This is a genomic window from Campylobacter concisus (assembly GCF_001298465.1).
Taxonomy (GTDB): Bacteria; Campylobacterota; Campylobacteria; order Campylobacterales; family Campylobacteraceae; genus Campylobacter_A; species Campylobacter_A concisus.
Genome location: NZ_CP012541.1, coordinates 1702528 through 1723105, shown reverse-complemented (window position 1 = coordinate 1723105; position 20578 = coordinate 1702528). Strand labels below are relative to the sequence as shown.

Here is a 20578-nt window from a genome sequence, read left to right as displayed (position 1 = left end):
TTTTATCCTAAAACTAATAATCAAAAATTTACTAAATTTTAGCTCACGCATTTAATAATCAAAACTGACTAGGTGTGTCAAAAAGGTTTAAATTATAAAGCAAAATTAGCGCTAAGCAAAAATATAGCCATTATTTTTTGCATTTTTATTTTGCTATAATAGCCCAAAAATTTAATAGGAAAAAGATATGATCCCATTTAGTGATGAAGAACTTTTAAAACCAGTCAGTGCGAGTTTGCAAAAGGTATTACCAATGCTTGAAAATGATGGCGGTGGCATGGAGCTACTTGGCATAAAAAACGGCAAAATTTATGTAAGACTTACAGGGCATTGTCATGGATGTGCAGCTAGCACAACTACACTAAAATATGGGCTCGAAAGACAACTTCGTATGGATATTCACCCAGAGCTTGAGGTCGTAAATATCCCGATTGGCGAGGAATTTGACATTGATAGATTATAAAAAAATAGGCATTAAACACTTCAAATGCTCAAAATTTAAAGAAGCGATCTTTTACTTCTCTCTAGCTTACGAAAAGACACAGGATAAAAATTTACTATTTTTGATACAAATTTGCTCCCTTGGCGAGAAAAATGCAGAGGAAGCAAAGCTTTTATTTGACTATTTTATGGATAAACTAAGAGCTGGCGAAGATGATGAAGGAATGGATGAAATTTTAAAAATTTTAGAATCAAGATTGGCTAGCGATGAGTATTTTGAAGAGCAAGACGCGATCAGCTACGAGGACTTTAAAAAGGCTGTTTATAAGGACGGGAGCTTCAAAAAGGTCTTTGAAAACATCATGTTCTCAACCAAGGTAATGATCTCAAACAAAGATGATTTTTTAGAATTTTTGGGAAATTTGATAAAAAATGACTTCATCGAAATAAGTATAAACTATCTTGAGAGTGCGGCGGTGATGTTTGGTGGCGATGAGCGCATAGATCAGCTTTTTAAAGAGATACAAAAAAGACAAAACGATGAAAATATCAGTAGAAAATAGCTTCATAACAGATGACTCAAACGAGTGCGAGCAGGGGGCGTACTTTGTGCAAACTACTGCAAACGCAAAATTTGCAGAGGCTGCGGTAAAAAATGGCGCAAAGATAATCAGCCTTGAAGAGTGCAAGAAGCTTTTAAAAATAGACGAAAACTTAAAGATAGTTGGCATCACAGGTACAAATGGCAAGACCACAACGGCTGCTGCTATTTATGAAATTTTGCGAAATTTAGGCAAAAAATGTGGCCTAAGTGGCACTAGAGGGGCATTTATAGAGGGCAAGCAGATAGATGACAAGGCGCTTACGACGAGTGCCATTTTAAAGACACTCTCATACCTAAAAGCAGCTAGTGAGCAAGGCTGCGAGTACTTCGTGATGGAGGTTAGCTCGCATGCGATCGCTCAAAAACGTATAGAGAGCTTGAAATTTACTCTAAAAATTTTTACAAATTTGACTCAAGACCACCTCGACTACCACAAGAGCATGGAGGAGTACGCTAGGGTAAAGTCGAGCTTTTTTGATGATGATTGTATGAAGCTTATAAATGCTGATGATAATGGCATTAAATTTAACCCAAAAAACGCTTATACGTATTCGCTCAAAAAGCCAGCTAGCTTTGCACCGATAGTTTATGGACTAAAGGACGGCATAGACGCGGTTATCAAGACGCCAAATGGCGATGTGGAGATAGACTCAAGCCTTCAAGGCGAGTTTAATCTTTATAACCTAATCGCCGCTCTTGGCGCCGTTTGCTTGCTAGAGCGACCAGATACAGTCGCACTTTCAAAGGCGATAAGTAAATTTAAAGGGGTTAGCGGCAGGATGGAGGTCGTTAGCGCTGATCCGCTAGTCATTGTGGATTTTGCTCATACGCCTGATGGCATCGAAAAGGTACTAAACTCACTTAGGCATCTAAATTTGATCGCGGTCTTTGGCGCAGGCGGTGACAGGGATAGGACAAAGCGCCCAAAAATGGGAGCGATCGCCCAAAAATACGCAAGAATTTGCATCGTTACAAGTGACAATCCAAGAAGCGAAGAGTCAGAGAGCATAATAGATGAAATTTGCGCTGGCATGAGCCAAAATGAAAATTTGATACGAAACGCCAACCGCAAAGAGGCGATCGCACTGGCTATCAGCAAGCTAGAACCCGGCTGGGCGCTTGTCATACTTGGCAAAGGCGACGAGCCATATCAGGAGATAAAAGGCGTCAAGCACCCATTTAGCGACAAAGAAGTAGTAAAAGAGCTTTTAAAGAGGTAAAAATGAATATAGAAATTTTAGCTAGCAAGATCCACAGAGCTGTCGTAACAGACGCAAATTTAAACTACGTTGGCTCGATCAGCATCGGCGAGGAGCTTATAAAGGCCGCAAATTTGATAGAAAATCAAAAGGTAGAAATTTTAGACGTAAACAACGGCGAGAGATTTGCCACCTACGTGATAAAAGGCAAAAAAGGCGAAATTTGCCTAAACGGCGCAGCTGCTAGAAAGGTTTGCGTGGGAGACGTGGTCATCATCGTGGCATACGCTAGTATGAAATTTAAGAAGGCTAAGAAATTTAAACCAACCATCGTACATGTAAATAACAAAAACGAGATCATAAAGGAGTAGGCGATGTTTGAGGGATTTGACTTTTCAAAGATGGGGCAGATGCTTGAGGATGTGCAAAGACAGGCCAAGCAGATAGAAGAAGAGAGCAAAAATAAAGAATTTGGAGCAAAAAGTGGTGGCGGACTTGTAAGCGTGAGAGCAAACGGAAGCGGCGAGATACTTGATATCAGCATAGATGATAGCTTGCTTGAAGATAAAGAGAGTATGCAAATTTTACTAATAAGCGCCGTAAATGACGTGCTAAAGTCAGTTGAGGCTGATAAGAAAAACACTGCTTCAAGGATGCTTGGCGGCCTTGCTTCGATGGGGATAAAATGAGACTAAAATATAAATTTGCCCTTGCATTTTTGCTAACAGCACTTTGCCTAAACGCCGATCCTAGGCCTACGCAAGAGGACTTTAACGCCTGCTTTGAAAAGAACAAAAACTCAATCGTCTCAGTAAATAAACACTTTGGCGTGGCTATCACTAAAAATTTGATCGCAGTGCCAAAAAGTGACGGAGCCCCGCTTGGAGAATATGTCAAATTTGACCCGTATTTGCAGCTTTTCTTAGTGCGCTCTAGCAAGGAGTTAAGCCCTGTTGTGATGGCTGATGAGACCAACGAGGAGCGCATCAAAAAGAGCACTTGGGTTGGCATCTTAAACGACTCTAACAACACCGTCATGGGTCACATCAAGTCTTTGGGGCAAAATTTAGGCGACTTTGACACGCTAAGCTTCGAGTATAACGCGACTGGCGAGATAAACACGCCTTGTTGTAAGATGATAGGCATAGCTGTTGGAGCTGATAAATTTATACCAAATCGCTATCTAAAGCACTTTGTATCTTATGATGACGTCTATTACGGTGATATCGGCGTGAAATTTTTACAAAAAGAGGATAAATTTTTTGTGGGTCTTGTTGACCCTTTGGGCCGTGGCAAGATGATGATGGTTGATGACGAGCTAGTGAGTGTAAATGGTATCAAGCCAAAGAGCCTAAGAGAGCTAAATGAGATGGTGCTTTTTGCTCCAAAGGGCGCAAAGCTTGACATCATTGTGAAGCGCGATAAGCAAGAAATGCTCTTTCAAGTGCCAGTAAGCGGGGAGGTAAAATTTAACCAAAGTCTTGATGTAGATGCCCCTTCAAGTCTTGATATACCAAATTTCAACATCATGCCAAAAGAGCCACAAACAATGCTTGATGATAAGATTTTGGTGGATTATGGTATCACGGTGGATAAAAATTTAGTCGTTACAAAGGTCGAGCCAAAGTCAAATGCAGAAATTTTTGGCATCAAGACCGGCGATAAAATTTTGGGTTTTGATAAACAAAGCGTGAGTAGTCGTGAAGAGCTTTTAGAGAAGCTTGGCGAATTAAAAAATTTTACGCTTCTATTTACTAGAAATGACTTTCAGTTTTTTGCAAGAGTACCAAAATGAGCCTACTTGAGGACTTTGTAAAATTTCTAAACGCAAATTTGCCAAAGGTGCCTAGCTTTCACCCTTACTACGAGGAGGCGCTTGGCGTTATGCTAAAGGCTGGAGGCAAGCACTTTAGAGCACTATTGCTTCTTGGCGTGGTATATAGCGTGGACAAAAGCCTCACGCAAAAGGCTATGAGAGTGGCTTTGGGGCTTGAGATGATGCACACCTACTCACTCATCCACGACGACCTGCCTTCAATGGATAACGCAAGCCTAAGGCGCGGCACGCCAACGCTTCACGTAACATACGACGAGACTACTGCGATACTCGCAGGAGACGCGCTAAATACGCATGCTTTTTATGAAATTTCACGTGCCGATTTACCAGCTGATACGCGTATAAAATGCGTGGAAATTTTAAGCCAAAATGCTGGCGTTAGTGGTATGGTGCTAGGTCAAGCATTGGATTGTTTTTTTGAAAATACGAACAAAGAGGATACCAAAAGAGCAAAGGCTAAATTTGGCCTCTCTGGCAAGATGCTAAGCCTTGACGAACTAGTCTTTTTACACATCCACAAGACCGCAAAGCTCATCGCTGCAAGCCTAAAAATGGGTGCTGTGATAGTAAATTTAAGTGAAAGAGAGTGCGAGAAAATTTATGATATCGGACTAAAGCTTGGCCTTGCTTTTCAGATACAAGATGACATCATCGATCTTACAAGTGATGAAGCAGCTGCTGGAAAGCCCGTACATAACGATCTAGCTAAAAACTCATTTACAAATTTACTAGGTTTGTCTGGTGCAAAAAAGAAAAAAGATGAGCTTATTTGCGAGATAGAAGAGGCGCTAAAACAGATAGACGTAAGCATAGCAAAGATGATCTTGGAGCTTACAGATAAACAACTAAGATAAAAGCTAGAAATTTCTAGCTTTTTGCTAATAAAAAATTAGAAAATTTATATCACTTTTTAGACATTTTAAACCAAAACGCAAGGCAAGTTTTAATCACTTTTTTGTATAATCTGACGCAATAAAAGGAGATGATATGCTAAAAAAACAAGCCGATACTATAAGATTTTTGTGCGCTGATATGGTGCAAAACGCTAACAGCGGACACCCAGGTGCTCCTATGGGCCTAGCTGATATCATGGTGGTTTTGAGCAACTTTTTAAAACACAATCCAAAAAATCCAAAATGGCTAAACAGAGATAGGCTAGTTTTTAGCGGCGGTCACGCATCAAGCTTGGTCTATAGCTTTTTGCACCTAAGTGGCTACAATCTAAGCCTAGATGAGCTTAAAAATTTCCGCCAACTTGGCTCAAACACACCAGGACACCCAGAGATTCACACTCCAGGCGTTGAGGTTGCTACTGGCCCACTTGGTCAGGGCGTGGCAAACGCAGTTGGCCTAGCCATGGCAGAAAAATACGCTGCAAACGTGCTAAACGAGCCAGATAATAAAATAATCGATCATAAAATTTACTGCCTTTGCGGCGATGGCGACCTAGAAGAGGGCATAAGCTACGAGGCATGTTCAATCGCAGGAAATTTAAGACTAGACAACCTTGTGCTCATCTACGACTCAAACAACATCACGATCGAGGGCGATACAGCGATCGCATTTAGCGAGGATGTAAAAGCGAGATTTGAGGCGCAGGGCTGGGAGGTCGCACGCATCGATGGACACGACTACGATCAGATCGAATTTGCACTAGAGCAAGCAAATGAGAAAGAGTCGCCATATCTCATCATCGCAAACACACGTATAGCACGTGGTGCAATGGAGCTTGAGGGCTCACAACACAGCCACGGCGCCCCACTTGGCGAAGAGATTATCAAAAAGGCAAAGGCTGCAGCTGGTTTTGATCCTGAGAAGAAATTTGCCATTGACGAGGACGTGCTTTTAAGGTTTAGAGGCGCAGTTGAAAAGGGCGATCTTGAAGAAGCGATGTGGAACAAAAAGGTTGAGGCACTAAGCATTGAAGGCAAAAATTTATTAAACTCACTTCTTAATCCAGAGTTTAGCAAGATCGAATTCCCTGACTTTAGCGACAAAAAACTAGCTACAAGAGATACAAACCACGTCATTTTAAATGAGATAGCTAAAAAACTCCCTGGCTTTATCGGTGGTAGTGCTGACCTTGCTCCGTCAAATAAGACCGAGCTAAAGAGCATGGGCGACTTCCCAAATGGTAAAAATATCCACTACGGCATCAGAGAGCATGCCATGGCAGCTATCAACAATGGCATCTCAAGATACGGCCTTTTCTTGCCATTTTCAGCAACATTTTTTATTTTCAGCGACTATTTAAAGCCAAGTGCAAGGATAGCAGCGCTCATGGGCATCAAGCACTTTTTTGTCTTCACGCACGATAGCATCGGCGTTGGCGAAGATGGTCCGACACACCAGCCAATAGAACAGCTTAGCACATTTAGAGCGATGCCAAATTTCTACACATTCCGCCCAGCTGATGGCAACGAAAACGCAGCTAGCTGGCAAGTGGCTCTAAATTTAAACGCTCCAAGTGCCTTTGTGCTTAGCCGTCAAGGGCTTGATCCGCTCGCTAAAGGCGAATTTGGCGAGGTTAGCAACGGTGCATATCTGCTAAGCTCGGCAAAAGATGCGAAGATAACATTTATAGCAAGCGGTAGCGAGGTTTCGCTCTGCGTAAAAGCAGTCACACTTCTAGCTGAGCAAGGTATCGGAGCAAACGTCGTGTCGGCTCCTTGTTTTGACCTACTTTGCGAGCAACCAGATGAGTATGTGGCTAGAATTTTAGATAAAAATACGACGATCATCGCAGTTGAGGCTGCAACTGGCCTTGAGTGGTATAAATTTGCCGACGCAGTTTATGGCATGAGCGGCTTTGGCGCCAGCGGCAAGGCGAACGAGCTATTTGATCACTTTGGATTTACTCCGCAAAAACTTGCAAATTTTGCTAGCGAACTTATATAAATTTAATCTTGGGGAGTAAAATCCCCAACTGCAATCTAAAATCAAAAAAGGCATTTTATGGAAATTTCTCACGTTATCGTTTTGGCTTTGGTGCAAGGCATAAGCGAATTTTTGCCGATATCTAGCTCGGCTCATCTTATCTTGGTGCCAAAGCTACTTGGCTGGCCAGATCAGGGGCTTGCCTTTGACGTGGCAGTGCACGTTGGTACGTTAAGTGCGATACTTTTTTATTTTAAAGATACGATTTTTAAGCTACTTCGTGACTTTTTTGTCTCGATCGCACAAAGAAAGATGGTAGGCGATAGCTTGCTTGTTTGGTGTGTCGGCTTTGCTACCATTCCAGTTGGGATCTTTGGACTTTTGTTTAACAACATTATCGAAGAATACGCAAGAAGCGGCGTTGTGATTGCTATTACTACGATCGTCTTTGGTATAGCACTTTACTTTGCGGATCTACGCTCAACAAATAAAAGCGAATATGAAATGACCATAAAATTTGCACTTATTATCGGCCTTGCTCAAGCTGTGGCGCTCATCCCTGGCGTCTCAAGATCAGGCATAACGATGACAGCAGCACTTTTTTTAGGATTTAGCCACAAGGGTAGTGCAAATTTCTCATTTTTGATGTCGATCCCAGTCATCATCCTAGCTGGCGGACTCGAGAGTATCAAACTTATAAAAGATCCAAATGCGCTTCCTTGGAGCGATATCGCCCTTGGAGTCATCATAAGTGCAGTTAGTGCTTATCTCTGCGTTAAGCTATTTATGGGGATCATCTCAAGAATCAGGATGCTGCCCTTTGTCATCTACCGCTTGATTTTAGGAGCATTTTTACTTTATCTATTTTTATGATTTAAAGCTTTAAAAAGTAAAATCCAAGTGTGGAGAAATTTTTCACACTTGGCAAGAATATTTAGCGTGAGTATCTTTCAAGAAAAATTTCAAGATAAGCTTGATAATTTAATCCTCTTTTTTATCTTTTTTAATAACATTTAACAGATCTTTTGCAGCTTGGTAAGCCCTATCTCCAAATTTCTTGGCTTCTGATTTGATGTCAATTTGTTTGATGTCTTCAAATTTTTCATTGGCTTTTTTCTCAAGATTAGCGATCTCTTGTTTGATCTCTTCAATTTTATCGTTTGTATCAAAATTTAGTTTTAGCTTTTTACTCTTGTCGTTTAGCTCTTGCTTTAGGGCTTCAAATTTATTATTTGCCTCACTCATAAGCTTTGCCATGCCGTTTGACTTTAATTCTTCTATCCTTGAAATAATCTGCTCTCTTGCTTGATCGCTAATACGTTTAAATTTTGCTAGGTTTGTATCTAGCTCGCTATTTATAACGTTTTCGATCTCGTTTCTTGCTACACCTTCAAATTCCTTTTCAAGTTCTCTAAGCAAGGCTATAAATTCTTCATCAATATTTTTTAAATTTAGTAGCTGCGAGTTTAGCCTAAGCTCATCTGGAGCAAATTTCGCCTCATCTTTAAGCTTTTCTATGGCTCTTAAAATGCCATCTCTTGTGCCACTTATTGCTCCACTTATCAACTCTTTTGCAAAAATATGACCCTCGTCTGCTAAATTTGCCGCTGCTATGATGATGTTTTTTGAAATTTCAAGTATCCGCTCTTTGCTAAACTCTCCTCCAATTATCGCAACATAAGTCATATTTTTAGCTATCGCACCAGCTGTTTCCTCGACATCTTTTGCGCCTTCAAGAGTTGTCAAAAATGCGATTTGAGCGCTCTCTTTTAAGATACCAAGAAGCCTTGTTTCTCTAATGATCGCATTATTTAAAAGCTCTAAAATTTCCTCTTTTTCACTAAAATTTCTATCTTTTATGACTTCTTCAGCTGCTTCAAATGAAATTTTGAGCCTATTTTTTATCTCTTCTCGTTTTGCTTCTATTGCACGATTTAGCTCATCTTTTTTATCAAGCAGCTCGTAAAGTGCCTTTTCCTCAGTACCGACAATGGCTTGATTTATTCCCTCCATGGCACTTTTTAGATTTTTTGCGTTTATGAGATCTTCTTTGTTCATCTTGTCATAAAGCTCGTTCATTTTAGCCTTTAAAATTTCTGGTAAAGCATTTATATCTTTGTTTGCAGCATCTTGAAAGAAGTTATTGCAAAGAGCTTTTATGCTTATTAATAAGCCATCGCTGCTTTTATAATCATGTAAATTTTGTTCTAAACTGTTCATATCTTTTGCCTTATAAAACGTATTTTGCTTCGTGTTTTAGTGCTGAAAATATCTCTAGCCTCTCTTCTTCGCTCAAAACTAGTACGGCTAAGTCATAGCTAGCGTACTTTTTATCTTTGCTAAATTTTGAAAAAACTAGCTTAAATTCTCTATCTTTTACTATCTCTTTTACCTTTTCTTCTACATTGACATCTGCATCAAATATTATTTTGTATTCCCAATGCGTTGGGTAATCAATTTTTGCTTTTTTGTTATTTAGATCGCATATACTCGCCACTTTTTCCTCCTGTTTTACTCTCTAATACGATATTACTTATTTCCATGCTTTTATCTATAGCTTTTACCATATCATAAATGGTCAAAAGCCCCACGCTAACGCCAGTTAATGCCTCCATCTCAACGCCTGTTTTACCCTCTATTTTTACGCTCACATAAAGCTTAAAAGCGCAAATTTCAGGTAGCTCCTCGATATCACAATCCACACCTAAAATAGCTAGTGGATGGCACATCGGGATTAGTTCACTTGTCTTTTTTGCACCCATTATCGCAGCAACGACAGCTGTTTGGATGACCGGACCTTTTTTACCAGTATTTTCTTTGATCGCTCTAAAGGCCTCTTTGCTCATCTTGATGATCCCACTAGCAGTTGCTACTCTTTTTGTTGGATCTTTTGGGCTCACATCGACCATTTTTGGACGATCTTTCTCATCTAAATGCGTTAGCATTATCTCTCCTTTTTTGGTGGATTATAGCCTATTTAAACAAATTTAAATTACCAATGGCTTTAAGCTAAAAATATATCAAACACATAAAATTTAGCTTTTTACTTAAATGCTAAAGATTTCTCATTACTTAATATAATTATCTAATTTAAATAATTTTCTTAAGAAATAATTCAAATTTAAATTTTTATGCAAATTAGTACTAAAAATAAGCGATTCAATAAATAATAAATTTTATTAAAACTATATTAGTATTGATTAAATCATAATGTCTATATAATGTAAATAATGAAATTTAAAAAAATTTATTGATATTTTTCTTTAAAAGCTTAAAAAAATAAATTAATCGCTAATTTGCTTTTAAGAGTTAAGTATGTATAGTTTTCTTGCTTATTAAATTTATGATGAAAGTACCTTGGATTATGAGATTTCTGCTTTGTATAAGTTTGTTTTTAATAACAGCTTTTGCCCAGCAATTAGGCTGCTTTATTAATGAAAGCAACCAAAGCATCGTCTTTATAAAAGATGGACAAATTAAAAATTTGGATCTAAAAGATACGATTTATAAAAATCAAGAGTGCGGAAATGATGGAGAATCCTTTTATATCGCAAATTTAAACAATGAGATTATTGAGGTAACAAATGAGAAAAATTTCTTATTTGCTATGCCAAATGTTGGCTGTAAAATTTCACAAATTGTGGCAATTAAAAATAAAATTTACGTAGCTTGCGATATGGCTAATGAAGTCAGCATAGGCGTTTTTGATAAAAATCTAAATAAACTTTTAACTAAAAATTATAAAGATGTTTATAAAATTTCGAGCCTTTTGCCAATTGATGACGAGCTATTTTTCACGAGCTTTAACGGCAAAGCATTTTTGCTTGATAAAGAGCTTAATTTAAAAGAGAAAAAGCGTGTCGGCTTTGCTCCACTGAGTGCCTGTAAATTTAAGGGGAATGATATTTTGCTTGGCTTTAGAGATGGAGAAATTTTAGATTTTAAAAGTGGAATTAAAAAGCAAGTTTTAAAATCTAAAATTTCAGCTCTTGCGTGTATGGAGGATGAAATTTTTATAGGCGATGGGGATGGAGTAGTTTATAAATTTGACAAAGATCTTAAACTAAAAGGACAAAAGGTTCTTTTTAGCAATGAGATAAAAAGAATTTTTATAGATAAAGGCGTCTTAAATGGCGTAAATTTAGACAATGAGATAAAGAGTTTAGAGATAAATTCATTTTAAAAAGGAGAGTAAATGCAAAAGTTATTTTGTGTCGCAAGTGCTGCGTTGCTTGGGCTATCTTTAACGACTGCTTGTGCTGCTAGTAGTGACCTTGAAAAAGTCATGAAAGAGCGTGGGCTAAGCGAAAAAGATGTCCTTGCGGCTGCTAAAACTTATCAGCCTAGCGGTAAAAAAGATGATTTCATCGTCTTTTCATCTGGCGGGCAAAGCGGTCAAGTGCTAGTTTATGGCGTTCCGTCGATGAGAATTTATAAATACATCGGCGTTTTCACACCAGAGCCTTGGCAAGGATATGGCTATGACAATGAGTCAAAAGCTGTTTTAAAACAAGGCAACATCAGGGGCAAAGAGATAACATGGGGCGATACACACCACCCAAATTTCACTGAGAAAAATGGTGAGTATGTTGGTGATTATCTATTTATCAACGATAAAGCTAACCCAAGAATCGCAGTTATAAATTTGCATGACTTTGAGACAACTCAAATCGTTGTAAACCCTATCATGAAGAGTGAGCACGGCGGTAGCTTCATTACTCCAAATAGCGAGTACGTTATCGAAGCTAGCCAATATGCAGCTCCACTTGATAACAACTACCACTCAATAGACGACTATGAAGCAGTCTATAGAGGTGCTGTAACATTTTGGAAATTTGACTATCCAAAAGGCAAGATCGATGAGAAAGAGTCATTTTCTCTTGAGCTTCCACCATACTGGCAAGATCTAAGTGATGCCGGTAAAGGCGAGAGCTACGGCTGGGGCTTTACAAACTCAATAAATACTGAGATGTATACTGGCGGTATCGAAAAAGGTCTCCCTCCATTTGAAGCAGGTGCAAGTAGAAATGACACTGACTTCTTACACGTTTATAACTGGAAAATTTTAGAAAAACTTGTTCAAGACAAGAAAAACTACAAAGTTATAAATGGACACAAGGTAGTTACAATAGACGCTGCTGTAAAAGCAGGTGCGCTATTTTTGATCCCAGAGTCAAAGAGCCCACATGGTTGTGACGTAAGCCCAGATGGTAGATATATCATTATTGGCGGTAAGCTTGATACTCACGCATCAGTTTATGACTTTAGAAAGATTAAAGAGCTAATCGATAAAAAAGAGTATGCTGGCACTGACCCATACGGCATACCTATCTTAGATAGAGAAAAGTCAATGCACGGACAAGTCGAACTTGGCCTTGGACCACTGCACACATCATTTGACTCACAAGATGGCGTACTTTATACTTCACTTTACGTTGATAGTCAAATCGTAAAATGGGACTATAAAAATTTAAAAGTGCTTGACAAGATAAATGTTCATTACAACATCGGTCACCTTGATACAATGGAGGGCAAATCAGCAAAACCAGTTGGCAAATATGCAATCGCACTTGATAAACTTTCAATCGATCGCTTCAACCCAGTTGGCCCACTCCATCCACAAAACCACCAGCTAATCGACATCAATGGCCCAAAAATGGAGCTAATCTACGATATGCCTATCCCACTTGGTGAGCCACACGACGTTGTTTCAATAGCTGCTAGCAAGCTAACTCCAGCGCTTACTTACAACATGGGTACAAACTCAAGAACAGGCGAGGCTAGCCCATACGCAACACTAGCTGGTCAAGAAAGAGTTGAGAGAAACGGCAAAAACGTAACTGTCTATGCAACAATGATCAGAAGTCACATCAACCCAGAGCACATCGAGGTAAATAAAGGCGATAATGTAACAATTCACCTAACAAACCTAGAGCGCGCACAAGATGAGACTCACGGCTTTGGCATCGACCTTTACAACATCCACGCTTCACTAGAGCCTGGTAAAACTGCTTCAGTAAATTTCGTAGCTGATATGGAAGGTGTCTTCCCATACTACTGCACCGAGTTTTGTTCAGCACTTCACCTTGAGATGATGGGTTATTTGCTTGTTAAAGATCCAAATAAAAAATATGAATCTGCAAAAAATAGCAAGCTAAAAACTCTAAGTCCAGAAGCTCTAAAAGCTGAGTACGACAAAGTAATCGCAACTAACAAAGCTACTGATGATGTTATCCAAGAGGTTGTTAAATACCTAAAAGAGAAGCATTATGAGAAATATCCAAAAGTAAAAGCTTTGGTTGATGACGCACTTGATCAATACGGCCACATCAAAGAGGTAAAAGCTAAAGCTGACGAAGCTTACAAAAAAGGCGACGTAAATGGCGCTATCCTTTGGGAGTACCAAGTATGGCAATACATGGTAAAAACTGCCGACGTTGGTCTAAGAGCTAAAAACAACCTAGCTAAAGAGATCGCAACTCCGATGAGCCCAGCTGCTGCAAAAGGCGAAGAGGCTTATCTAAAAGGCGGATGTAATGGTTGCCACGTCATCGGTCAAGTAAGCTCAGGTCCAGACCTAACTGGCGTCTTACTAAGACATGAAAACGGCGAAAAATGGGTAGCAGACTTCATAAAAGATCCTGCTAAATTCTATAACGATGACTACGTTAAAGCGATGATTGACTTCTTTAAACTTAGAATGCCAAATCAGCATATGAATGACGAAGAGATCAAAAATATCATCGAGTATCTAAAATGGATAGACGAAAACGCAGGTATGTAGTTTTAAGGGGCATTTTTGCCCCTTTTAAATTTTAAAATTTAACTTTTGCTAGGCTAAATTTTAAAATTTAAAGGAGAGATTATGAGTAAATATAAAATTTATACCATTGTTGCACTTATCATCATGAGCGTTTGTTTTACTCTACCAGTTCTTGGCTGGCATGGAGCTAAAGAGCGTATAGCTAACGGCGACGAGCTACCATCTTATAGCTACACTATCTACGATCTTTATAGTTCATTTCAGTATAAAAACCACCTTTTGCCAAAAGAGGTAGCAAGCGATCTTCATAAGATGATCGAGCAAAAAGCAGAGATCGGCACGCCATCTCTTCCTATCTGGTATGTATCTCTTGAAGCGCCAAACTATCCAAAGGCAGCCTTTCCAGATGGCATCCCAGTATATTTTCACGTAGATGGATATAGTGGCGACGTGCACGAGATGAACACGATAAACCACTACATCGGCATGTATCCTATGGAGCATGGCGGCAATGTCGAGCGAGCGATTGCGCCTTATTATCTACTTATAGCCACACTTTGCATGCTTGCATTTTTATACTATGACGGTAAATTTAACTCGCTTCTCATGGTGCCAACCATCATCGCACCTGTGCTATTTATGAGTGCATTTGTGGGCTGGCTATATTGGTATGGACACAATATGCAAGAGTGGGGCGCCTTTAAGATCAAGCCATTTATGCCAACCGTTTTAGGCGATGGTAGCGTGGCGCACTTTACAACTCACTCTTATCCGACCATCGGCTTTTGGGTGATGATGGTGATGAGCGTGCTTTGCATACTTGCAGTCTTTTCAAAGAAAAAAGAGCTAAATGCGTAAATTTTTTAAATTTGCCCTTGCTTTCTTGCCTATTTTTAGCTCTGCAAATATCCTTCAAGATGCAATAAATAACGCTAGCCCTGGCGATGTTATAAAGCTAGGAGATGGCATCTATGAAGGAAGCATAACTATAAATAAGCCGCTTAGTATAGTTGGTGAGGGCAAAAACGCTCACATAAAAGGAAATGGTAAAGGCACAGTTGTAAAGATTATTGCCTCAAATGTTACGCTTAGAAATTTAAAGATAAGTGGTAGCGGAAATGACCTTGGTGAGCTAGATGCTGGCATTGGCTGTGATAAAGCAAATAATGTCTTGGTTACGCAAAATGACTTGAGTGATGTACTTTTTGGTGTTGATTTTAAAGAGTGCAGCAGCTCAAAGATCACTGAAAATAACATCACTTCTAAAAAAGGGGCCAGTCTTGGCTTTAGAGGTGATGCGGTTAGACTTTGGTATAGCCATGAAAATTTAATCGAGGGTAATTATATTTATGATAGCCGCGATATGGTTGCATGGTATGCGAGTCACAATAAATTTTTAAAAAATAAAGCGATCCGCGGTAGATACTCGCTTCACTTTATGTATGCGAATCAAAATTTAGTCGAAAACAATGATTTTATCGGCAATGCAGTCGGTATGTTTTTTATGTATTCAGCTGGCTCAAATATAAAAAATAATCTTGTTATGGATAGTGACGGCGCTTTTGGTATCGGTATCGGTCTAAAAGATGTTTCAAATTTTACTATCGAAAACAATACGCTTATCTATAATGCGAGAGGAATTTTGCTTGATAACTCGCCGTTTCAGCCAGGCTCAACGATAAATTTCTTAGGCAATAAAATTTTACACAACGTAGTTGGCGTATATTTTCACGCTACTCAGGGGACAAGCATATTTGAAAATAATGATTTTATAGGCAATATGGATATCGTTGCGAACGACACTCCAGGCGATAAAATGGCATTAAATCGGTGGAGTAAAAATTATTATGATGAGTATGAGAGCTTTGATAGAGATAAAGATGGCTATGGCGATACGCCTTTTATGCATCTATCGTATGCCGATCAGCTTTGGCAGTATTATCCGAATTTGCAGTTTTTCTATGGCTCAAGTGTCTTTAGTATCTTAAATTTTTTAGCCAAACTCGCGCCATTTTCTGAGCCAGTAAAGCTACTTGAAGATAGCACGCCAAGGATAAAACCACTTGATGCTTCAAATTTTAACGCGTTAAAGGCAAAACGTGGATAGAAGAAAATTTATAATCTTAGGCTCAGTCGCAGCTGCCACAGGATATGGCATAGGTAAAATTTTGCCAAAAAGTAGCGGCGATAAACTCTATCTTAGACCACCAGGCGCGGTTGATGACTTCGATGATCTTTGTGTCAAATGTGGTCAGTGTGTGCAGGTATGCCCTTATCACAGTATAAGCTTGCTTGATATAAAAGATGGATATTCAAATGGTACAGCATACATCGATCCTAAAAAGAGAGGTTGCTATTTATGTGATCTTTTCCCATGTGTGCTCGCCTGTCCAAGTGGTGCGTTAGATCATGCTACAAAAGTTGTTGATGATGTGAAAATGGGTGTTGCTGTCTTAAGTAATGCAAATGCCTGTATGTGCCTAAAAAGAGAAAAGCTAAGCAAAGATAGCGTTGAAGATTTGCTTGTTCGCAAAGTTTATAACGATAGGGAAGAGGCAGAAAAAGATAAGATAAAAGGCAAAATCGGTCAAATTTGTGACCTTTGTGTCAGCATTTGCCCAGTTGGCGATAGTGCAATAGTAATGAGTGAAGCAAATTTACCACTCATAAAGCATGGCTGCGTTGGGTGTGGGGTGTGTGCTGAGGTTTGCCCTGTAAAAATTATAAATATTGCCCCAAAAATGAGTTATGATGAAATTTATAAGGAGAAAGAATGAGATTAATAATGTCTTTAGTGGCTGTTGCTTTGCTATTTGTCGGCTGTGAAAAGAGTGATGACAAAGCGCAAAAAGCAGCCAGCGAGCAACCAATAAATGTGGCCACGAGTGCTAGCATAAAGGTTGAAAAAAAAGAAAATAACCAAAGCACAAATAAACAAAATGACTTCATAAAATACGATATGCACGGCGAAAAGAGCGTAAAATTTGGACTTGAAGATAATAACGTAAGCCGTCAAATCGGGGCTTTAGCAATGGTAAGAACCCCTCTTCAAACTATAAATTTAAGACTTATAAAGGGTAGACTTAGCAAAAATTTCATCACAAAGTGCTCAGCTTGTCATGATGATTATGCAAATGGCATCATCGGGCCATCACTTTTAACAAAAAGCGAAAATGAAATTTATACAATGATAAATGCTTATAAAAATAAAGAAAAAGTCAATGTCTTGATGCGAGATCTTGTTAAAAAAATGGATGATAGTGAAATCAGAAATTTAGCTAAAGAAATCAGTGATTTTAATACACAATTTAGGAGCAAATAATGAAAGTAGGAAAGATTATAACCATTATTTTAGCAGTAGCAATTTGCGGTATCATGGTGTTTATGTTAAGCCAGACTCCGCCTAAAAAGGAAAAGGTAACAACTAATGCTCAGCCAAAAGTAGAGCAAAATTTTACAAAAGAGCAGCTAAAGTCTAGCGAAGAATTTGCCAGCGAAGATGAGCTAAAAAAGGTAAAAGAGCTAAGTCTAAGTGTGGCTAAAGTGCACAATGAAGGCGTTAGTAAGCAGTATCTAACAACTTGTGCCCCGTGTCATGGTGCAAATGCAAAAGGCGTCGTAGCTCCTGATATAACACACCTAAGTAAGGATGAATTACTTAAAAAACTAGCTGATTATAAAGCTGGTAAGGTACAAAACTCACTTATGAAGGGGCTACTTACAAATGTTAGTGATAGCGAGCTTGAAAGCCTTGCAGATGAAATTTCTAAATTTAAAAAGTAAAAATGGACAAATATAACACTCGTGCGACGATTAGAAATGTAAGCTTTCTAAGCACGTTAATCACAACTACAAAAGATGGCAAAAAGCGTCCTAGTATACGATTTTGGCGCATATTTAGCATTATTCTAGTTCATCTTTTATTTGTGCTTTCATATAGAGTTGATATACAAATTTTAGAAGGCGACATCAGTGCCTCAAGGATATTTGGTTTTCACTTGGCAGATGCTTTTATGAGCCTGCAAGTATTTCTGGCGACGCATGAAATCCATGTAAATTTAATAATTGGCTCACTTAGTATCTTGGCCTTTTATATCATTTTTGGCGGTAGAGGCTTTTGCTCTTGGATCTGTCCTTATTCATTAATAAGCGAAATAGCTGAGAAGATCCATGAAAATTTACGCGCCAAAAGGATAGTAAAACCACGAGTTTTTGACACAAAGTGGCGATATGTTTTTACCATTTTATTTTTAACCCTTAGCTTTGCTAGTGCAAGCCTTACATTTGAAATTTTTAATGTTGTTGGGATTTTTTCAAGATTTATTATCTATGGCTATTTTCATGCTATTTGGTTCGTTGTGGCTATGCTTATGGTTGAAATTTTCTTCTCACGTAGAGCTTGGTGCAGATATGTCTGTCCTATTGGAGCTACTTACTCGGTGCTAGCTAAACCAAATGCCATAAAAGTTAGCTGGGATAAAGAAAAATGCGATCACTGCTTAGTTTGCACCGATGTTTGTCTAGTGCCTCACGTACTTTTTATGACAAAAAAGGGGGCAAAGCTTGACGAGAGCAAAAATATCTTTAGGATAGCTGGTGCTGATTGCACGCTTTGTGGTAGGTGTATTGATGTGTGTCATCAAGATGCACTGAAATTTGACAACGGCTTTAAAAAACTAATATAAGGAAAATTTTTGATAGATATAAAAGAAGTAACGAAAATTTTTGGCTCACAAAGGATACTTGACAATGTTAGCCTAAATGTAAAATCTGGCGAAAAAATAGCAATACTTGGACAAAATGGAGCTGGCAAAAGCTCGCTCATGCGTATCATTTTAGGAGAATTTATCCCAAATAGCGGAAGCATCGCGATAAATGGCGTAAATACTCTAAAAGATAGAAAAGGGGCTTTGAAATTTATCTCATTTGTGCCACAAACACCACCACCGCTTAAATTTAATCTACGCGAGCTTTGTGAGTTTGTTTGCAAAAGCTCAAATGTAAAATTTGAAGAGATTGAGAAATTTAGCAAGCTTTTAGAGCTTGATCTGCATGCAAATTTAAATAAACCATTTTATAAGCTCTCTGGTGGCATGAAACAAAAGATGCTAATAGCAATCGCATTTGCTAAGGATAGTGAAATTTTGATGTTTGATGAGCCAACGGCAAATCTTGATGTAAAAGCAAGGCTTTCTTTTAAAAATTTACTTGATAACTTCACGCAAAACAAAACACTTGTTTTTATTTCACACCGTATCGATGAGATAGCAAATTTATTAGATAGATGCGTCTATATGGATCTTGGCAAGATCATCAAAGAAGAAAATTTAAGGAGCAAGAGTGAATAATCTTTTTTTAATAGCAAAGCTTGATGTAAAAGAGTCTTTTCGCTCAAGATGGTTTGTGATATATGCTGCGCTTTTTTCTGCTTTGATGATAGGATTTTTATTTAGTGGTGTAACTGACTCACGTGTGCTTGGCTTTTCTGGGCTTACTAGAGCACTGCTTTTGTTTATACAAATTTGCGTCATCATTGTGCCTATTTTTATTCTCATCTCAACCGTAAGAAGCATAAATCAAGATAGAGATACAAATTTGCTTGAATATATCCTTAGCTTCCCACTAAGCCTTAGAGAGTATTACTTTGGCAAGGCACTGGGCCGTACATTTGTTGTTTTTGTACCACTTTTGTTTGCTCTTTTGCTTTGTGTTGTTGTTGGTTTTATAAAAGGTGTTGCGATACCCTGGGGTGTATTAATACTTTATTTTGGGCTACTTTTTAGCTTAAGCATCATTTTTTTATCGCTTGGATTTTTTATCTCAAGCGTGATTAAAAATCAAGAGACAGGCCAAGGCGTGGCGTTTTTACTTTGGCTTATAATGCTTGCCTTCATTGATCTAGCATTAATTGGACTTCTTATGCGAAGCTCGGTTGATGAGTATGTCATTTACGCTATTGCTATACTAAATCCGATAGAGCTTTTCAGGATAGCAGCACTTAGTCTTTTTGATCCAAATTTAGCAGTTATCGGTACTGCATCTTATTTTATTTTAAGCACCTTTCCAAAGGCAACATTTGTAGCTTATGCGATTATTTATCCGCTCTTACTAGGCATTATTTTGCTAGTTTGTGGCTATTTTGCCTTTAGTAAAAAAGATTTAGTTTGAGATTGTTTTTTGTTAAAGAAAAGTTGGTTTTAAATTTAGACGAAACTTGTATTATTTCACTTGTCCAACAAGAAACCTCCTTTTTGTAATAGCTCCCTTTCCCCCAAAGGGAGCTAACTTCTTCCAAGGAAATTTATGAAAAAATCCATTTTATTTTTAGCATTTGCTCTTTTATCTTTGAATGCAAACTGGGATATAAATATGCAAGAGTGCATTAATAAAAGTAACACTAAAGCTTGCGAGAGTTTTACAAAAAAAGCTTTCAAGTGAGTGTGAGAATAAAGATAAAATTTCTTGCTTTATCTATGCAGATATGCTAGGACGCGGCCTTGGCGCAGAAAAAGATACGCAAAAATCTTTTGAGATATTTAAATCGCTCTGTGACGATGGTAGTAGTGAAGCTTGCTATGAGCTAGCGACAAAGTATCTTCAAGGAAATGGCACTGAGCAAAGCTTTGATCTTTCTGCAAACGCTCTTGATAAAGCTTGCAAGATGGGCAGCAAGCGGGCTTGCAATGTATTAGAGCTTGTTCCTAAAAATTAGCTATTTTAATTTTGTACTTCCACTAATTAAAAGAAATTTCTTAAATGTAGCTTTTTTAAAGTTAAATTTACTTTAGTATTACTTGGGATTTCTTTTTTATTAACTAAAAATTTTATTAAAATTTATGCTTAAATAATACTATTTC

General features: G+C 38.3%; 24 protein-coding genes. 21 read left to right on the top strand and 3 right to left on the bottom strand.

Going from position 1 to position 20578, the window contains the following annotated elements:
* Window positions 1-187: 187 nt before the first annotated feature.
* The 9 genes from CCON33237_RS08710 to CCON33237_RS08670 all read left to right on the top strand — a co-directional run bounded on the left by CCON33237_RS08710 (window position 188) and on the right by CCON33237_RS08670 (window position 7831).
* The gene (locus CCON33237_RS08710) at window positions 188-463 is read left to right on the top strand and encodes a NifU family protein (protein WP_021091089.1); all 276 of its coding nucleotides are present in this window, start codon (window positions 188-190) and stop codon (window positions 461-463) included.
* Entirely contained in the window at window positions 450-1004 is a 555-nt protein-coding gene (locus CCON33237_RS08705) for a hypothetical protein (RefSeq protein WP_054197268.1), read from the top strand. Before CCON33237_RS08710 ends, CCON33237_RS08705 begins: the two co-directional genes overlap by 14 nt.
* Complete coding sequence (locus CCON33237_RS08700; protein WP_054197267.1) at window positions 982-2265, top strand: UDP-N-acetylmuramoyl-L-alanyl-D-glutamate--2,6-diaminopimelate ligase; 1284 nt, start codon at window positions 982-984, stop codon at window positions 2263-2265. Before CCON33237_RS08705 ends, CCON33237_RS08700 begins: the two co-directional genes overlap by 23 nt.
* 2 nt (window positions 2266-2267) lie before the next feature.
* Entirely contained in the window at window positions 2268-2615 is a 348-nt protein-coding gene (gene panD / locus CCON33237_RS08695) for an aspartate 1-decarboxylase (RefSeq protein WP_002941539.1), read from the top strand.
* A gap of 3 nt (window positions 2616-2618) precedes the next feature.
* Entirely contained in the window at window positions 2619-2933 is a 315-nt protein-coding gene (locus tag CCON33237_RS08690) for a YbaB/EbfC family nucleoid-associated protein (RefSeq protein ID WP_054197266.1), read from the top strand.
* Window positions 2930-4039, top strand: coding sequence for a DUF7488 domain-containing protein (locus CCON33237_RS08685; RefSeq protein ID WP_054197265.1), 1110 nt, complete (start codon window positions 2930-2932; stop codon window positions 4037-4039). Before CCON33237_RS08690 ends, CCON33237_RS08685 begins: the two co-directional genes overlap by 4 nt.
* Window positions 4036-4935, top strand: a complete 900-nt coding sequence (locus CCON33237_RS08680; protein ID WP_054197264.1) for a polyprenyl synthetase family protein — start codon at window positions 4036-4038, stop codon at window positions 4933-4935. The genes CCON33237_RS08685 and CCON33237_RS08680 overlap by 4 nt, the downstream gene beginning before the upstream one ends.
* A gap of 133 nt (window positions 4936-5068) precedes the next feature.
* Window positions 5069-6979: a transketolase gene (gene tkt, locus CCON33237_RS08675; protein WP_054197263.1), complete on the top strand. Its 1911-nt coding sequence runs from the start codon at window positions 5069-5071 to the stop codon at window positions 6977-6979.
* A gap of 57 nt (window positions 6980-7036) precedes the next feature.
* Complete coding sequence (locus CCON33237_RS08670; protein WP_054197262.1) at window positions 7037-7831, top strand: undecaprenyl-diphosphate phosphatase; 795 nt, start codon at window positions 7037-7039, stop codon at window positions 7829-7831.
* 108 nt (window positions 7832-7939) lie between these two features.
* On the opposite strand, the gene CCON33237_RS08665 is transcribed toward CCON33237_RS08670, so the two are convergent.
* Genes CCON33237_RS08665 through moaC form a run of 3 tightly spaced genes read right to left on the bottom strand, consistent with a single transcriptional unit; the run spans window position 7940 to window position 9906 of the window.
* Entirely contained in the window at window positions 7940-9178 is a 1239-nt protein-coding gene (locus CCON33237_RS08665) for a hypothetical protein (protein WP_054197261.1), read from the bottom strand.
* Window positions 9179-9188: 10 nt separating this feature from the next.
* Window positions 9189-9455: an HP0495 family protein gene (locus tag CCON33237_RS08660; protein ID WP_021091143.1), complete on the bottom strand. Its 267-nt coding sequence runs from the start codon at window positions 9453-9455 to the stop codon at window positions 9189-9191.
* The gene (gene moaC, locus CCON33237_RS08655) at window positions 9430-9906 is read right to left on the bottom strand and encodes a cyclic pyranopterin monophosphate synthase MoaC (RefSeq protein ID WP_180382178.1); all 477 of its coding nucleotides are present in this window, start codon (window positions 9904-9906) and stop codon (window positions 9430-9432) included. The genes CCON33237_RS08660 and moaC overlap by 26 nt, the downstream gene beginning before the upstream one ends.
* Window positions 9907-10322: 416 nt before the next feature.
* Between moaC and CCON33237_RS08650 the strand changes: the two genes are divergently transcribed.
* The 12 genes from CCON33237_RS08650 (at window position 10323) to CCON33237_RS09970 (ending at window position 20433) form a co-directional block, all read left to right on the top strand.
* Window positions 10323-11141, top strand: a complete 819-nt coding sequence (locus CCON33237_RS08650; protein WP_054197259.1) for a hypothetical protein — start codon at window positions 10323-10325, stop codon at window positions 11139-11141.
* Window positions 11142-11153: 12 nt separating this feature from the next.
* The gene (gene nosZ, locus CCON33237_RS08645; protein WP_054197258.1) at window positions 11154-13742 is read left to right on the top strand and encodes a Sec-dependent nitrous-oxide reductase; all 2589 of its coding nucleotides are present in this window, start codon (window positions 11154-11156) and stop codon (window positions 13740-13742) included.
* An 81-nt stretch (window positions 13743-13823) separates the two neighbouring features.
* Complete coding sequence (locus tag CCON33237_RS08640) at window positions 13824-14579, top strand: hypothetical protein (protein WP_054197257.1); 756 nt, start codon at window positions 13824-13826, stop codon at window positions 14577-14579.
* A complete protein-coding gene (locus tag CCON33237_RS08635) occupies window positions 14572-15828 on the top strand; it encodes a nitrous oxide reductase family maturation protein NosD (RefSeq protein ID WP_054197256.1) in 1257 nt (418 codons plus the stop codon). The genes CCON33237_RS08640 and CCON33237_RS08635 overlap by 8 nt, the downstream gene beginning before the upstream one ends.
* Window positions 15821-16498, top strand: a complete 678-nt coding sequence (locus tag CCON33237_RS08630; RefSeq protein WP_054197255.1) for a 4Fe-4S dicluster domain-containing protein — start codon at window positions 15821-15823, stop codon at window positions 16496-16498. The genes CCON33237_RS08635 and CCON33237_RS08630 overlap by 8 nt, the downstream gene beginning before the upstream one ends.
* Window positions 16495-17043: a c-type cytochrome gene (locus tag CCON33237_RS08625; RefSeq protein ID WP_054197254.1), complete on the top strand. Its 549-nt coding sequence runs from the start codon at window positions 16495-16497 to the stop codon at window positions 17041-17043. The genes CCON33237_RS08630 and CCON33237_RS08625 overlap by 4 nt, the downstream gene beginning before the upstream one ends.
* Complete coding sequence (locus tag CCON33237_RS08620) at window positions 17043-17504, top strand: c-type cytochrome (protein ID WP_054197253.1); 462 nt, start codon at window positions 17043-17045, stop codon at window positions 17502-17504. Before CCON33237_RS08625 ends, CCON33237_RS08620 begins: the two co-directional genes overlap by 1 nt.
* A gap of 2 nt (window positions 17505-17506) precedes the next feature.
* Window positions 17507-18406, top strand: a complete 900-nt coding sequence (locus CCON33237_RS08615) for a NapH/MauN family ferredoxin-type protein (RefSeq protein ID WP_054197252.1) — start codon at window positions 17507-17509, stop codon at window positions 18404-18406.
* A 9-nt stretch (window positions 18407-18415) separates the two neighbouring features.
* The gene (locus CCON33237_RS08610) at window positions 18416-19069 is read left to right on the top strand and encodes an ABC transporter ATP-binding protein (protein WP_054197251.1); all 654 of its coding nucleotides are present in this window, start codon (window positions 18416-18418) and stop codon (window positions 19067-19069) included.
* Window positions 19062-19889, top strand: coding sequence for an ABC transporter permease (locus tag CCON33237_RS08605; RefSeq protein WP_054197250.1), 828 nt, complete (start codon window positions 19062-19064; stop codon window positions 19887-19889). Before CCON33237_RS08610 ends, CCON33237_RS08605 begins: the two co-directional genes overlap by 8 nt.
* 135 nt (window positions 19890-20024) lie before the next feature.
* Window positions 20025-20159: a hypothetical protein gene (locus CCON33237_RS10015; protein ID WP_257719887.1), complete on the top strand. Its 135-nt coding sequence runs from the start codon at window positions 20025-20027 to the stop codon at window positions 20157-20159.
* 43 nt (window positions 20160-20202) lie between these two features.
* On the top strand, window positions 20203-20433 hold the full coding sequence (locus CCON33237_RS09970; protein WP_234402291.1) for a tetratricopeptide repeat protein: 231 nt from the start codon (window positions 20203-20205) through the stop codon (window positions 20431-20433).
* Window positions 20434-20578: the final 145 nt, after the last annotated feature.